The 16,330-nt window shown below is 74.2% G+C and carries 9 protein-coding genes; all 9 read left to right on the forward strand.

All coding sequences use genetic code 11. The features are described 5' to 3' along the window. The 9 genes from ACFXDE_RS16470 to ACFXDE_RS16510 all read left to right on the forward strand — a co-directional run bounded on the left by ACFXDE_RS16470 (nucleotide 1) and on the right by ACFXDE_RS16510 (nucleotide 16,190). On the forward strand, nucleotides 1-2,688 hold the full coding sequence (locus ACFXDE_RS16470; RefSeq protein ID WP_380494744.1) for a hypothetical protein: 2,688 nt from the start codon (nucleotides 1-3) through the stop codon (nucleotides 2,686-2,688). Then, entirely contained in the window at nucleotides 2,685-6,005 is a 3,321-nt protein-coding gene (locus ACFXDE_RS16475) for a right-handed parallel beta-helix repeat-containing protein (protein ID WP_380494746.1), read from the forward strand. Before ACFXDE_RS16470 ends, ACFXDE_RS16475 begins: the two co-directional genes overlap by 4 nt. Nucleotides 6,006-6,071: 66 nt before the next feature. Beyond that, nucleotides 6,072-6,413: a WXG100 family type VII secretion target gene (locus ACFXDE_RS16480; protein ID WP_380494748.1), complete on the forward strand. Its 342-nt coding sequence runs from the start codon at nucleotides 6,072-6,074 to the stop codon at nucleotides 6,411-6,413. 71 nt (nucleotides 6,414-6,484) lie between these two features. After that, entirely contained in the window at nucleotides 6,485-6,772 is a 288-nt protein-coding gene (locus tag ACFXDE_RS16485; RefSeq protein WP_380444695.1) for a WXG100 family type VII secretion target, read from the forward strand. 4 nt (nucleotides 6,773-6,776) lie between these two features. After that, entirely contained in the window at nucleotides 6,777-7,367 is a 591-nt protein-coding gene (locus ACFXDE_RS16490; protein ID WP_380444693.1) for a hypothetical protein, read from the forward strand. Between the two features lie 162 nt (nucleotides 7,368-7,529). After that, nucleotides 7,530-10,442: a hypothetical protein gene (locus tag ACFXDE_RS16495; protein ID WP_380494751.1), complete on the forward strand. Its 2,913-nt coding sequence runs from the start codon at nucleotides 7,530-7,532 to the stop codon at nucleotides 10,440-10,442. Nucleotides 10,443-10,555: 113 nt separating this feature from the next. After that, nucleotides 10,556-11,017 carry a YbaB/EbfC family nucleoid-associated protein gene (locus ACFXDE_RS16500; RefSeq protein WP_380444690.1) on the forward strand — a complete coding sequence of 154 codons (462 nt, stop codon included), beginning with the start codon at nucleotides 10,556-10,558 and terminating at the stop codon, nucleotides 11,015-11,017. A 2-nt stretch (nucleotides 11,018-11,019) separates the two neighbouring features. Next, the gene (locus ACFXDE_RS16505; RefSeq protein WP_380444688.1) at nucleotides 11,020-11,385 is read left to right on the forward strand and encodes a WXG100 family type VII secretion target; all 366 of its coding nucleotides are present in this window, start codon (nucleotides 11,020-11,022) and stop codon (nucleotides 11,383-11,385) included. Next, on the forward strand, nucleotides 11,382-16,190 hold the full coding sequence (locus ACFXDE_RS16510; RefSeq protein WP_380494753.1) for a hypothetical protein: 4,809 nt from the start codon (nucleotides 11,382-11,384) through the stop codon (nucleotides 16,188-16,190). The genes ACFXDE_RS16505 and ACFXDE_RS16510 overlap by 4 nt, the downstream gene beginning before the upstream one ends. Nucleotides 16,191-16,330: the final 140 nt, after the last annotated feature.

Raw genomic sequence — 16,330 nt, forward strand, 5'->3', positions numbered from 1 at the left:
GTGCGCCTCGCGATGAAGCCCGCCCGCGCCGCCGGCCCCGCCCTGCGGATCCGGACCGCCGGGCACGCCCTGCTGGTCCACCCCAAGGGACCGCCGGAGCCCAGCGCGCTGGCCTTCGCCGGGGCGCTCACTCCCGACCCCGAGCACACGCTGGTCGTGGTGGACCTGCTGCCCGCCGACCTCGACACCGCCTGGCCGGCACTCGCCGACCTGCTCGCCCGCCGCCCCGGCAGCCTCCGGCTGGTCTTCCACCCCTCGGTGGAGGGCCCGCCGGTCGGCCAGCGGATCGCCGACCAGCTGCGGCGGACGGTCCTCACCCCCGACGGCGAGGCGCTGCCCACCGCCGGCGGGGGCCTGTTCGTCCCCGCCGACAGCGGCACCGGCTGGCTGCGCCTGCGGCCCGGCCGCGCGGCCGAACGCGACTCGCACCGCTACCCCAAGCCGCTGTGGGAGTTCGCCACCTACGACCGCATCTGGCAGACCAGCCCGCTCGGCGTCGTCGAACCCGTGCCCGGCGGCGTCTGGGTGCGCAGCGCCCGGTCCGCCGAACTCGCCGCCGGACGGCGCCGGCTGATCGCCGCGCTGCCCGGCCACCCGAACGCGCTCACCGTCGTCCTCGGCAGCCCCGGCGGACCGGCCGTGCCGCTGGCCGACGTGACCCGCTTCTGGGGCACCGTGCTGCCCTCGGCCCGCACCGGGGTGCGGTTCGTCCACTTCGGGCCGGTCGCGCTGCCGGAGGGCAGCGGCGCGCTCGGACAGGTGCTGGCGGACGCACTGCGCCAGCGCGTCGTGCTGTCGCCGGGGCCGACGGCCGCCGAGGCCGTCGGCGGCGGGCCGGTGCTCCAGGGCGAGGTGGTCTACTCGCCGGCGCCCGGGTACCTGGCGGAGCCGTCGGCGTGGAACGCGGATGCGGACGCCCCTGCGGTGCGGGTGGTGGAGCCGCCGGTCGCGTCCGTCGAGGCGCCGGTGTCGGTACCGGTGCCGGTGTCGACGGCGGCTGCCGAGGGGGTCGTCGAGCTCGGCCCGGTGCCGGTGAGTACGCCGACGCCGGCTGCTGGGACGGTCGTCGAGGTGGATCCGGTGACGGTGGGCGCGCCGATGCCGGCGGCCGGGGCTGTCATCGAGCCGGACCCAGTGACGGTGAGTGCGCCCACGCCCGCCACCGGGACGGTCGTCGAGCCGGAGCCGGTGCCGGTGAGCGGCCCGGATCCGGTGGCGGAGCCCGTCTCCGCGCCGCCGCCGCTGCCGACGTCGCTGGTGACGTCCTCCCCGGGCCCGGTCGCCGACTGGCCGGCTCCGGCCTTCGAGCCGAAGGTCCCCGTGCTGGAGACGGAGTCCGAGGCCCTCCCCGAGCACGCGCCCGCCCCGACGAGTCCCCCGGTCCTCACGTCCCTGCTGGAGTCGGCTCCGCCGGAGCCCGTGGCGCCCGTGGCGCCCGTCGCGCCGGTCCCCCCGGTCACGCCCGTCACGCCGCTGCTGCCGCTGCCGTCCATCGAGCCCTCCAACGCCCCTGCCGCCAACCCCGAACCGACCACGCCTGCCCCGGCACCCGAGCCCGCGACGCCGGTCCCCCCGGTCACGCCCGTCACGCCGCCGCTGCCGTCCATCGAGCCCTCGAACGCCCCTGCCGTCGCCCCCGAGGCAGCGCCGACGGCCCCGCCCGCCGAAGCCCCGCCGACGCCCGCTCCCACCCCCGCGCCCCTCCCTGCGATGCCCCGGATCCGCCTGGAGTCCGGCGCCCCCAGCGCGCCGCCCGTCGAGCCCACCCCTGCCCTCGACGCCCCGGCGCCCCCGCCCACCGCACCCACCACGCCGGTGCTCCCCCCGGCCGCCACCCGCGCGACCGCCGTACGCGTGCAGCCCGTCCCGTCGGCCGCCGCCCTCGCGCTGCCGCCCGAGCGCGGGCTGGAGCGCGAACGCGACTGGGTGCGCCGCAAGTTCAGCGCCCAGTACCACGCCGTCGCGGGCACGGTGGCCCGGGTGATGTCCGAGTCGCCGGGCCTGCGCAGCTCCTCGCGCGCGCTGGACGGCGACGCCCTCACCGACCTCGTCGCCGTACGCCTCTACCTCTCCGGCGACAGCGCCGCCGTCGACGCCGCCGTGCGCGCCGGAACGGCGGGCCCGCACGTGCCGCTGGCCCGCTGCGTGGCGTCCGGGCTGAACCGCCTGCCCTCGTACCGGGGTGTGGCCCTGCTGCGGGCCGCGGTCTCCGGTCCGGAGCTCGACTGGTACGAGGAGGGCAGGGCGGCCACCGAGTGGGCGTTCTGCACCGCGCGGATCACCGTGCCCGAGACCCCCGGCGACGGCACCACCGACTTCCTGATCTGGTCGATGACCGCGCGCCGGACGAGCCTGCTCGACCCCTCCGACCCCGACCGCGTGCTCTTCCCGCCCGGGACGGCCTTCAAGGTGCTGCGCGCGGGCTCCGCGACGGAACCGGTGCTGCTGCGCGAGCTGCTGCCGTCCGAGGGCGACGAGGACACCGACCCGGACGCCCCCCGGCTGCCGCTGGACGAGATCGCCCTGGAGGGCCTCACCCAGGCCGCCGAGCAACTGCCCACCCACGGACGCCCCGGGCCCGGCGGCCCGCCGCTCACCGCCCCGCCCGGACTGATCACCGCCCCGCCCGAGCCGTCGGCCCGCGCCGCCCAGGGCACCCGTGCACCTATCGAGGGAGCAGAGAAGTGACCCGGCAAGTCCTCCTGGTGTCCGGCGACCGGCCGGGCGCCCACCGGTCCATCGCCGCCGCCCTGGCCGACGCCGTGGACGGCGCGCTGATCACCGTCGCACCGGGCCGCTACGACGAGGCGCTGACGGTCACCAAGGCGGTGACGCTGGCCGCCGAGGGCCCGGCCGGCACCGTGCGGATCCACTCCGCGGCCGGCAGCACGGTGGTGCTCGACGCGGAGGCCGTCCAGTTGTCCGGCCTGCACCTGAGCGGCGCGGACCGCGAGGCGCCGGTCCTGGACGTGCGGCGCGGGCAGGCCGCGCTGGACGGCTGCCAGGTCGCGGGCGAGGCCTGGGCCGCGGTCCTGGCCTGGCACGAGGGCGTGCTCGGCCTGCGCGACTGCACGGTGACCAACACGCAGGGCGCCGGGATCGTCGTGACCTCCGGCGGCGGCAACGTCGTGGAGCGCTGCGAGATCACCGACGTCGGCTCGTCGGCCGTCGTGGTCGCCGAGCACGGGCGGCTGACCGTGCGCGAGTGCTCCGTCCGGGGCGCCCGGGGCAACGGGATCTGCGTCAACGGCCACGGCACCGCGCTGGTCGAGTCCTGCCGCATCGACGGCAGCGGCAAGCCCGCGATCGCCGTCGAGCAGAACGGCCGCGCGGACCTGCGCAAACTCACCGTCACCGGCAGCGCCGCCCTGGACGCCTACCTCACCAGCGCCGTCCAGACCCTGCTGACCGACTGCACGTTCACCGGCTCGGGCGGCCAGGCCGTCCACGTCAGCGGCGGCGCGGCGCCGGTCCTGCGCAACTGCGTCGTCGAGGGCGCCACGAGCGGCGGCGTGCAGGTCGCCGCGGGCTCGCGGGCGCAGCTGGAGCACTGCCGGATCGCCGGCACGCCGGTGGGCCTGCTGGTCGAGGCCGGCGGCGAGGCGGACTGCGCCGACCTCACGGTGACCGGCGCGGGCGTGGCCGCCAGGGCCACCGGCGAGGCCAGACTGACGGTGCGGCAGGGCGAGTTCACGATGGACGGCGGTCCGGGCGGCATCGGCCTGGACCTCGCCGACCGCGCGCAGGCGTCGCTCACCGGTCTGCGCCTGCGCGCCACCGCGGGCACCGGCCTGGCGATGGCCGGCGGCGCCCGCGCCGAGCTGACCGCCACCCTCCTGGAGGGCTGCCGGACCGTCGTCGGCCCCGACTGCGAACTCACCGCCCGGGACAGCGGGTTCGCCGGTTCGGACGCCGACGGCATCAAGGTCTCGGGCGGCGGCGCGGTGACGGCCGTCGGCTGCCGGATCAGCGGCGCGCGCGGCCACGGCCTGAACGTCCAGGCGTCCTCGCGCGCGGAACTGGACAACTGCGCCGTCTTCGACAACTCCGGTGACGGCGTGCGCTGCAACACCGACGAGCCGGTGCGCGTGCACGACTGCGAGATCCGCGACAACGGCGGCACCGCGGTCCACCAGCTCAAGTCCGGCGGACGGGTCTCGGTCGAGCGCCTCGACACCGGCGGCGACGAGCGCACCGCGCCGGCCGGGGGTGGCGGGCAGGAACCGGCCGACCCGGCGGGCTCGCCGCGCCACCTGGGCACCGGGCCGCTCGCCGAACTGGAGGCCCTGGTCGGCCTGGAGAGCGTCAAGCACGAGGTCACCGGCCTGATCAACGTCAACAAGATGGCCCAGCGGCGCCAGGAGATGGGCCTGCCGATGCCGCCGATGAGCCGCCACCTCGTCTTCGCCGGGCCGCCCGGCACCGGCAAGACGACCGTCGCCCGGCTGTACGGCGCCGTCCTCGCCGAGCTCGGCATCCTCAGCCAGGGCCACATCGTCGAGGTCGCCCGCGCCGACCTGGTCGCCCAGATCATCGGCGGCACCGCGATCAAGACCTCCGAGGTCTTCACCAAGGCGCTCGGCGGCGTCCTCTTCATCGACGAGGCGTACACCCTGACCAACCAGTCCCGGGGCAGCGGACCGGACTTCGGGCAGGAGGCCGTCGAGACCCTGATGAAGCTGATGGAGGACCACCGCGACGAGATCGTCGTCATCGTCGCCGGCTACTCGGCGCAGATGGACCAGTTCCTCGCCTCCAACCCGGGCATGGCCTCCCGCTTCGCCCGGACCGTCGAGTTCCCCAACTACAGCCCCGCCGAGCTGGTCACGATCGTGCGCGGCCTGTGCTCCAAGCACTTCTACGAACTGGACGCCGGCGCCCTGGAGGCGCTCAACCGCTACTTCGAGGACGTGCCGAAGGGCGCCACGTTCGGCAACGGCCGCGTCGCCCGGCAGGTCTTCGAGGAGATGATCAGCCGGCAGGCGTCGCGGCTGGCCGTCCACCCGCCGACCGACGACAGCGAACTGAGCCGGCTGAGCAGCGAGGACGTCATCACCGTCCCCGGCGACCAAGCGGGCGTCCAACCGGCCACCCAGCCGACCGCCCAGCCGGCTGCCCGGGCCACCACGCCGACGGCGTCCGCCGCGCCGGTCCCCGTGAGCGAGGGCACTCCCCCGCTCGACACGCCCGCGCTGCGCCGCATCGACGGCCTCGTCGGCCTGGACGGCGCCCGGCGGACCCTGCGCTCCCGCCTCACGCAGCTGGCCCGCCTCCGCGACGCCGGCGAACCGCTCGCCGGCCTGGGCAACATCATCCTCCAGGGCCCGCCCGGCGGCGGCCGTCGCGCGCTCGCCGGACTGTACGGGCGCGGCCTGGCCGAACTCGGCCTGCTGCCCACCGGCGTGACCCACCGGCTGGCGCTCTCCACCGTCCCGGCCCGGTGGGCCGAGCAGCCCGGGTTCCGGTTCGCCGCCGCCTGCGCCGAGGCGGAGGGCGGGCTCCTCCTGCTGGACCTGGACCCGGCCTTCGCCGAGCGCGCACCCGCCGCCCGCACCGCCGTGCTGACGTCGCTGACCCGGCTGGCCGCCTCGGGGCCGGGCGTGGTGCTGGCCCTGAGCGGCAGCACGGCGCACGTCATGGAGGTGCTGGGCGAGCACACCGACCTGATGGAGGCCTTCGCCGAGAACGTCGAACTCGCCGCGTACCGCGCGGAGGAGCTCGTGACGCTCACCGACCGCCGCCTGCGCTCGCTCGGCTTCCAGCTGGGCGAGGCGGCGGGCACCGAGCTGGTCGCGCGGTACGCCGCGCAGCCGCCGCAGGGCGGCGCGTTCGCGGCGCACCGGCTGGGCGACACGCTGGCCCGCTCGGCCCGCGCGCGCACCGTCGCCGTCGAGGACCTGCCGCCCGTGCCCACCCCGCCCGAGACGCCGGCCGCGCCGCCGCAGGCCGTCCCGGTCCCCCAAGAGCCCCGGACGCCGGGCACCGCACCCCTGGTGCACTCCTGACCCCGGCTCCGTGACCCCGCACGGTGCGCGAGCGCCGTGCGACCCCCGAAATGAAAGGACGTACCCATGGCACTGACCTCCGTGGAAATCCAGGGCATGACGGCCGCCCAGGGCACCTTCCAGACCGCCCTGGACGAGGCCAGCGGCTCGTACGCGCAGATGGAGGGCCAGATCGACGGCCTGCGCGGCAGCTGGAGCGGCGAGGCCGCGCAGGTCTACCACCAGGCGATGCAGGACTGGCTGACCGACTTCCAGAAGGTCAACCAGGCGCTGACCACGATGCTGGAGAAGCTCGCGGCCAACACCAACGTGTACGCCAACATCCACGAGAACACCCAGCAGATCGCCGGCCAGGTGGCCTCCGCCATGGCCTCCGGCGTCACCGGCCTGCCCGGCTTCCCGGTCTGAGCCACCCCCTTCCACCGCCGGCGGCGGTCCGCACCGCCCCGGCACCCCGTCCCAGTCGAGGAGAACGCAGCATGAGCACGTACACGGTCCAGATGGAGCAAGTCGACTACATCGTCGGCGAGATGAACGCCATCACCCAGAAGCTCAACCAGACCCTGGCCGAGCTGGACAGCCAGGCCAGGATCAACCTGCAGGCGTGGACCAGCGACGCCCAGGCGACCTACACCCAGGTCAAGGCGCAGTGGGACCAGGCCGCGGCCGACATGACGGCCAAGGCCGCCACCGCCGTGCAGATGCTCGGCACCATCAACGAGTACTACTCCCACGGTGAGCGCCAGGGCGTTCAGCTCTGGGGCTGACGGCATGCCGGGCTACATCCCCCCGAACCACTACAAGCCGAAGCCGAAGCCCCCGATCGACCCGTACCACGGGAGCACCAGCGTCCCCGACGCCACGGGCACCGGGACGGCGACGGCGCACACCACGTTCACCGCGCCGCCGGTGCCGCCCCCGGACGGCCAGCACAGCGGGACGTCCGTGGACACGGCCTCGATGGAGACCTTCGCGAAAAACATCCAGCTGCTCATCCAGCCGACCAACGACGCGCGGAAGCTCCTGGACGCGGTCAACATCGCGCCGGGCGCCTTCTACCACGCGAACAAGATGCGCATCGCGGTCAACGGCCCCAACGGGGACGACGGGCTGAAGAAGCAGTTCGAGAAGGTGCTGGACGACCTGGCCAAGGGTCTCACCGACCTGCACCAGGGCGTCATCGACCTGGCGACGAAGTACAAGACCATCGAGGACGCCAACCACATGGCGTCGACCGAGCTGCAGACCTTCATGGGCAACTCGTCGGCGGACTTCGGCGGCCTGGTCACCGATGCCGGGGGCAGCCCGGCCCCCGGTGGCGGAGGCGGGGGCGGCGGCAAGCCGGGCAACGGCAACACCTGACGACCCCGCGCAGGAACCCCGTCCGGGTCCCCCGCACCACACGCGGGGGACCCGGCGGGACCGCCTGGCCCGGACACCGGGCCACACTCCGGACACCACAGCGGACACCACACCGGGCGGAACGGCCGACGGACGGCGGAACGACAGGAGGGAGAGGGCGCGATGGGCGACCCGAACTACAACGGCAACGGCTTCAACCAGGGCAACGACGGCGCGGTCTACGGCGCGCCCGGCAGCGACCCCGGCTCGACGGGCGACTACGAGACCTGGGACTGGAAGCAGATCGAGGCCGCCATCAACGGCATGGCCGCCGGCACCGGCGACGACAGCGGCCACGGCAAGTCGGTCTCCGACCCGCAGTCGCTGCAGAACGCGGCCGACACCTTCTACCAGGTCCAGCTGCTCCTCGCCGGCGTCGCCAAGAGCCTCGTCGACCAGGGCAAGGCCCTCGCCGGCGAGCACGGCCCGTGGAAGGGCGACGCGGCCGACGCCTTCACGACCATGCTGACCACCTTCTCCAAGCAGGTGCAGGCCACCGCCGACGTCCTGTCCGGCGGTTCGACCCACACCTACTCCGTTCCCCAGCAACTCGCCGACAACGCGGTCAACCTGGTCAACGCCCAGAACCTGATCTCCCAGATCGACACCTGGTACGCCAACCAGGCCATCGCCCAGGGCGTGACCGCGATGTCCAACGGGCTCATCCCGATCAGCCAGAAGCCCGAGCTGGTCAAGATGATGACCGCCGACATGCGCAAGGTGCTGAAGAGCCTGGCCGGCGAGTACCAGGTCACCATCGACTCCGTCCGCGCGCCGGCCCCGATCACCCCGCCGGTCAACCAGCCCAAGCTGACGGACACCAACGCGCCGAACACCAAGCTGCCCGACCTCAAGGACTTCGAGCACGGCGGCCCGAACCAGCTCGGCCCCGCCAAGAGCTTCAACATGCCCGACCTGAAGAAGTTCAGCGGCGCGCCGCAGCCCTTCCCCGGCGACCTGGGGACCGGCCACGGCCCCGGCGCGGGCGGCCTCAAGAACTTCTCCGCGCTGAGCGACCGGCCGGGCGCCGGCGGCCTGCACTTCCCCGGCGGCCTGGGCACGGGCGGCCCCGGCACCGGCCTGCCGGTCAGCGGACTGCCGACCACCGGACTGCCGTTCCCCGGCAAGCTCGGCACGGGCGGGCCCGGCACCGGCGTGCCGGAGACGGCCGGCCTCGACCCGCTCGCCTTCGACCACGCGATCAACCCGGGCACCGGCAGCGGGGTCCGCTTCCCCGGCAGCACCGGCGTGGGCGACTTCGGCAACCTGCCGGGCGTCGCGCCGGTCGGCCTGCCGGGGACGACCACCAACGCCCGGGGCGCCCGGTTCCCCGGCCAGACCGGCACCGGCAGCGGCGCCGGCGAACTCTCCTCCCCGCACGGCACGTTCGGCACCGGCAAGCCGGTGGCCTTCCCCGGCACCACCGGCGTCGGCTCCGGGAGCGGCTCGCACGGCTTGGGCGGCGGGCTCGGCAGCGGCCTGGGCGACGGGCTGGGCAGCGGCATCGACGCCGGCTCCCCGGCGGCCTTCCCCGGTCTCACCGACGGCCTGGGCACCGGCACCGCCTTCCCCGGCCAGACCACGACGGAGTCCGGCCTTCCCAGCGCCTTCTCGCCCGCCGGCGGCACCGGCCTCGTGTCCGAGGGCCCCGGCGCCGGCATGGGCGCAGGCATGGGCGGCGCGGGCATGCCGATGATGCCCGGCATGGGCGGCGGCGCCGCCGGGCAGAACGCGCCCGGCGAACGCAGCGACGCCTCCGGCCTGCTGGACGCGAACGGCGAGCCGTGGGCCGGCAGCCCCCTCACCGGCGAGGAGGTCGGCTCCCCGCTCGGCACCGCCGCCGGTGGCGCGGCCCTGGACCTCCCGCCGGTCAAGACCGCCGATCTGGACGGCCCGGGGCTCGGCCTGCCCGACGCCCAGGCCGCGCCCGGCGCCACCGTCCTGCCCGGCTTCGGCGCGGCCGGGGGCGCGGCGGGCGCAGCGGAGGCACCCGGCATGGGGATGCCGATGATGCCCGGCATGGGCGGCGGCGCCGCCGGGCAGAACGCGCCCGGCGAACGCAGCGACGCCTCCGGGCTGCTGGACAGCGACATCGAGCCGTGGGCGGACGAACTCGACGCGGCGGAGGAGGAGATCACCGCCGGTGCGCTCGCGGGCGGTCCCGGTCTCACCACGGCGGGCGGGAGCCCGGTCACCGTTTCCGGCGACGCGCCTCTCGGCGCCGAACCCGCTGAGACCGCCGGGCAGGAGACTGCGGCCGAGCAGGCCGTCCTCGGCTCGGACGGGCTGCCGCTGCCGGTGGCACCGACCGCTCCGACCGCTCCGACCGCTCCGGCGGCACCTGCCGCGCCGGTCGTCGTGCCGGAGTGGGAGGAGCCCGCAGCCCCGGTCGCGCCGGTCATCGTCGCGGCGGCCGCTGTCGCCGCTGTCGCGGTCGCCGCCACCACCGTCGAGGAGAAGAAGAAGAGCTCGACGGAGGTGGAGGCGGAGGCGGAGGCACCCGAGATCGCCGTGGTCGAGCCCGAGGCCGAGCTAGAGGTCGAAGAGGTGGCCCCGGCGGCGACCTCGCCTTCCGACCCGCTGTCCGCGCCCCTGCCGCTGCCGACCGAGAGCGGCGAGCACGAGGAGCACGAAGCCTGGGAGGCGGCCGGCTCGGCCTTCGTCCCGCTGCTCTGGACAGTGCCGACCGAGGACGAGGAGGAGGTCATGGCCCCCGGCTACACCACGGAGGCAACGGCCACCTGGAGCGGGGAAGCGGGACGACCCGAGCCGGAGGAGCCGCAGTTCGCGGTCTGGCGGCCGGACCGCTCGGCACCGGCCGCCGCCGCACCGGGGCAGTCGGCGTTCGCCTTCGACCCCGCCACCGTCTCGTGCGGAGCCGGCGCCGCCGGGGACGAGCCGCTCCTCATGGAGGACGAGTCGGCCGAGGAGCCGGAGGCCGAACCGGAGGCTCCCCGCGGCATCGCCGACCTGCTGGTCCAGGAGAGCGACGCCTGGGGCAGCGCACCCAAGGAGGGCTTCTCGGCCCTCGGCTGACGGAGCACCCGACGCACTCGGGCGTGTCCTCCGGCCCACCGACCCGAGCCGGAAGACACGCCCCGGGCCCCCGCCGGCCCGCGAGACCGCACGACACCCCCGAGGAGGGGCGCATGAGCACCACACCGTACGACCAGGGCATCGAGGACCTGCTGGCGCTGTACCACCGGCAGCGCGAGGAGGCCGTCGAGACCCGCCGCAGGATCAACGAGGTCACCTCGACCGCCACGGCCCCCCGTCAGACCGTCGAGGTGACCGTCACCGCGCAGGGCGAGGTCACCGCCATCGACTTCCCCACCGGCGCCTTCCGCCGGATGGCTCCCAAGGAGCTGTCCGAGCTCCTGCTGGCCACCATCCGGCAGGCCCGCGCCCAGGCACTCCAGCAGGTCGCCGAGCTGACGTCGCTCGGCCTGCCGCCCGGCGTCTCGGTCGCCGACCTGCTCCAGGGCAAGGCCGATCCGACGGCCATGCTCGCCGAGGACCCGACGATGCCCGACTCGGTGCGGGACTACCTCGCCGCGGGCGGCCCCTCGGCGACCCGCGGCAGCGCCCGGCGCAGCGGAACGGAGGACTGACGATGGCGAACGAGTCGTTCTCGGTCGACACCGACGGACTGCACCTCCAACTGCCCTACGTCCAGCAGCTCGCGGCCCGCTTCAAGGGGATCGCCGGCGGGCTGGAGGGCCGGTTGTCGGACCTGGGCCCGTGCTGGGGCGACGACGCCACCGGCGAGGAGTTCTTCAAGCAGTACGACGCCCCGCACCAGGAGATCCACAAGGGCATCGGCGGCATCGGCCAGGTGGTCCACAGCACCGCCGAGGGCATCCGCACCATGGCCGTCAACTTCGAACGCCTGGAGGACAACAACATCGAGTCCGTCCGCCGGATCAACACCGGCGCCGGCGAGCACCGGCCCGCCCCCGAGAGGCCCGTGCACGGATGAGCATCGACATGCCCCCGGAGCTCGCCTGGGTCGCCCGGCTGGCCGTCGGCCAGTCCTGGCCCAAGGGCGACGAGGACAAGCTGCGGGCGCTGGGCGCCGCCTGGTACGACACCGCCCAGCAGCTCGACTCGATCACCAAGGAGATCGGTCCGGCGACCCTCGGCGTGCGGAACAGCATCAGCGGCCCGGTCGCCGAGCAGTTCAACGCGTTCACCCAGCAGCTGCAGACCAACCTGCCGCAGATGGCCGAGGCCGCCAACCAGATCGGTGACCTGGGCGACAACACCGGGGTGCAGGTCGAATACGCCAAACTCATGGTCCTCGCTCAACTCATCTGGCTCGCGTATGAGTTGAGCACCCTCTCGTTCGCCGCACCGGAGGCGATCCCGGCCGCGATCACCTCCGCGCGCCTGATCGTCCAGATGATCCTGCGCCGGCTGCTGGTGTCGGTGATCTCGGGCGTCGGGTTCATGGTCGGGATGGACGCGCTGATCCAGAGCATCCAGATCCTGCTCCTGCACGACCGCACCAAGTGGGACACCGACAGCACCATCCAGGCCGTCGAGGGCGGCGCGATCGGCGGCGCGATCGGGGGCATCCTCGGTGGCGGACTCGGCGCGTTCGCACCGAAGTTCGGCGGCTCGCTGATCGGCAAGCTCGCCGTCGGCGGCGCCACCGGTGTGATCACCACCGCCACGATGACCGCCGCCTTCGGCGGAGACGCCGACTACACCTCGGCCCTCACCTCCGGCCTGATCGGCGCCCTGGGCGGCGGGAAGCACGGGCGCGGCGGGGAGGAGGGGAAGACCAAGATCGACCCCGTCAACCTCAAGGAGATCAAGGCTCCGGACCTCCACCTGCCGGACGTCCAGCCGGTCGACGTGCACACTCCGGACGTCCACGCGCCGGACGTCCACGCGCCGGATGTGCACACACCTGCCGTCCACCCGACGGACACCGCGCCCGCCCCGATACGGACCGGATCGGGCGACAACACCGCCGGGGTCAAGGAGACGGCGACGCCCGACACCCGGCCCGTGACGGTCTCGGAGGACATCGGCACCCACACCGACACCCACTCCGTCGGCACGCCCGACGTGCGCACCGTCAACACGCCGTCCGTCTCCGAGAGCCCCGCGACGAAGGAGGCCACCCACGGGCAGGCCGGAACCTCCGTCGGCACGCAGGAGCGGACCAGCCCCCGCACCACGGACACCACCGTCGAGACGCCCGCCCGGACGACGGCATCGCGAGGCGAAACCGGCAGCACGACGGGATCCGGCCTCCACGGCAGCGAGACCACGACCTCGGCCCCGACGCCCCACCAGGAGTTGGGCCTCCCCGGCTTCGAGACCAAGCCGACCGACACGACCGCCGGAGCCACCCGCCCCGCCGAGACGCCCGGTACGCCCGGTACGCCCGGGATCACCGGAGCCGCCGTCGCCGACAAGCCGACGACGACCGGCGCCGACGCCTCGCGCACCACCGACTCCCCCGTCACGAGCGGCAACAACACCACGGCCACGGCAACGGCCAACCAGCCCCGTCCCGGCGAAGGACAGGCACAGGCCCCGGCGCAGACACCGGCGCAGTCCCCTCGGGTCACCACCGAAACGAGCAGCACCAGCACCTCGACGGACAGCCGAACTGCCGCCCCCGTGCGAACCACCGGCGAGCCGGCCGTCACCCGCACGGAGGGCAACCCCACCGCCCAGGCCCCGGTCGACCAGCCCCAGTCCGTCCATGCACCGGTCGATCACACCACGGTCGAGCACACCCCGGCCGAGCACGTCTCCACCGGCCCGGTCGACGTCCACCACACAACCCCCGAGCACACCTCCACGGCCCCCGACGTCCCGCCGCCGCTCCCGCCCCACACGGCACCCCCCGAGCCCCCGCTGCCCGCCGCACCGCACGAGCCGGTGCGGGTCGACCTCGGCCCCATCGCCTTCGACGGCGGCTCCGCCGACCTCACCGCTCCCCGGCAGCAGGCCCTGAACTCCACCGCCCGCCAGGTCGCCGACCTCGGGGTGCGCAACGCCCGCGACGGCGGCGGCCCGCCGGTGGTGACCGTCGAGGGACGCGCGAACGTCCTCGACCAGGGCCTCCCCCACTTCGGGAAGTCCCTCAAGCTGGGGCAGGAACGCGCCGAGGCGGTCGCCACCGCCCTGCGCAGCGAGCTCAAGGACCGGCTGGAGACCCTCCAGAGCGACGGCCCGGTGGTGCTGCACGGCGACGACGTCACCGTCATCCCGCGCTCGCGCGGCAACCAGGACTTCGAACCGGGCTCGCCCGATCACACCGGCGACCACGTCGCGGTGAGCGTCGAACTGCCGCCGCCCCCACGCCTCGAAAGCGACCCCGGCACCCCGCACGAGACCCACGAACAGCCCGCTTCCGTCGTCGTCCCGGTCGTCCCGCAGGTCCACGTCCCGGAGCCCACCCCCGAACCGGTCGCCCGCCCGGTGCGGCAGCCGGCCTCGCCCGACTGGCGCTCCCGCCTCGACGGCGCGCCGACCACCCGCGTTCACACCGAGCGCTTCGACCCCGCGCGCGACCCGCTCAAGGGCAACGCCCCGCACTCGCTGGCCGGTTCGCAGACCCTGGTCCGCTCCGTGGTGCGCCGCGTCCAGGCCGAGAACGGCACCTGGGTCCGCCATCACACCGTCGAGCTGCCGGTGAACCTCGGGCACAGCGGCATGTCGGCCGGCGAGCTGGCCGGCGTGCACGAGCGGATCCAGCGCGCGATCGACCACCACCTCAACGGCGGCCTCGAACTCCCGCGCTCCGGCGACCAGTTCCACCTCGACCTGAAGCTCGTCGCGGGCGACGACCACCCCGAGGCCATCACCATCGGCCGCAACGACCAGCGGGTGCCGCTCGACCAGCGCTCCTGGAACGTGCCCGTCGACCCGGCCCACGACGACACCCACATGCCCCGCGTCGTCCACGAGGTCCTGCACTACCTGGGCCTCAAGGACGAGTACCAGGACCCCGACAGCCTGTTCCGCCACAACGGCGACGGCCCCGGCGTCCACCGCGACGGCCTGATGGGCCACGACGTCAGCAGTTCCGCCGAGGTGCCCCACCGCTACCTGGAGACCATCGAGGACACGGTGGACCACACCGCCGTCGTCAAGGACCACCCGCACGGCGCCCCCGACGCACCCGAGACCGCCACCCGCACCGACCTTCCGCACATGGACGCCGACGACCTGGCCCGCTGGGACGCGCCGAAGGTCCTGGAGGTCGAGAAGACCGTCCAGGAGGACGCGGAACGCAGCTACCACGACATCGGCGCCGGCCTGGAAGGCCACCCGGACCTCCATCGGCGGTGGTACGACCCGGCCCAACGGCCCTCGATCGTCAAGGTCCTCACGGAGTGGGTCACCGCCCCCGCACCGCCGTCCATGCCGACGGCGAACGGTGGAGGCCGGAGCGCGGAATCCCGGGACGCGCTCTCCCGCGTCTACAAGACGAAGGACCAGGCGGCCTCGGCGGTCCTCGACCGGGTCAAGTCCCTCCCGATGGCCGAGATCGAGCGCGACCTCGCCCTGTCCGTCCGCCAGGACACCGACATCCACGCGTCCAACTCGAACTTCGTGCAGACGAAGCTGATCCCGTGGCTGGCGGCGAACACGACGGGCAACGCCGAGTTCACCCAGCACCTCGGGAGCAGCAGCGCGGACCTGGCCGCCCTCAAGCGCCTGTACCTCCCGTTCGTCGAGCACGGCACGAAGACGATCAACGACATCCTCGGCTCACCCCACACCGAGTCGTTCTCCACGCTGATCTCGACCATCCACGACGTGGCCGAACTCATGTACATGGCGGAACCGAAGGACCTCGCGCACCACGTCACCGTCAAGGAGATCAAGCCCACCACGGAGCCCGACGCGAGGGCCGCACAGCAGGATTCCGACATCGAGTTCAGGGGCTACGTGCTCGGCGACGTCCCGGACCCCGCGTCGGAACGCACGTATCCCAACTGGACGAGCACCACGGCCGATCCGCCTCCGAACCCCCCTCTGGACCGGACCCCCGTCGAGCGGACCTTCCGCGGCGCCGCGGCCACCCCCAACCAGTTGGACCCGCACGTCGCGACCGCCGGCCGGCTGGGCTACCCGGTCTCGCTCGGCCCGTCGCGCACCACCGGAAAGCTGATCAGGCTCGCCCACGAGGCGGGCGCCACCCCGGAGGAGAAGAAGGCCCTCGCCTTCTCGCTCCTCAGCCTCTGGTACACCGACTACCGCCGCGACCTGACCGACATCCACCGCTACCACTTCGTGATGGACATGGCCGCGAACTTCGGCGTCGACTACGACCCGTTCTCGCGTCCCGTCCACCCGGTCACCGGCAAGGACGTCTACGGCGACCTGATCGACAACGCCCTGAAGCGCCACCGCGACACCACGGCGGACCTCCAGCGGGACTACGTCCCGACGGAGCCCCCGCCGGTCGTCACCGAGAGCGCCCCCGCGGAAGCCTCCTCGTCCGCCGCGGCCGCGCCGGCACAGGGGCACGCGCAGGCGGAGCCCAACCTCAACATCCCGCAGAAGTGGGAGAACGAGACGGGGGTGCTGGACCTGGTGCGCCGGCTCGCGAAGGCCCCCGGTTTCATGATCCAGGTTCCTGGTGATCCCGACTCGCTCGGCCGGGACACCCCTGAAGGGAGCGCCTGGGCAAGGGTGCTGGAACACGAGAGCGTCAAGGCCCAGCGGCTCCTCGGGAAACAACGACGGCCGGACGGCACGTGGTACATCTCGATCCCCCCGAAAATCCAGAAGATGCTGGGCCTCAAGTGAGCGACGCCGGACCGGCCCGAGGGATTCCGCCTCGGGCCGGCGCCCGGCAGCCTCCGCGGACAACAGCCGGCAGCCGGCAGCCGGCAGCCGGCAGCCGATTGACCGATAACGCTCTCGTGCACGGCGCGCATCGTACGGAG

Source organism: Kitasatospora sp. NPDC059408 (genome assembly GCF_042751525.1).
GTDB lineage: Bacteria > Actinomycetota > Actinomycetes > Streptomycetales > Streptomycetaceae > Kitasatospora.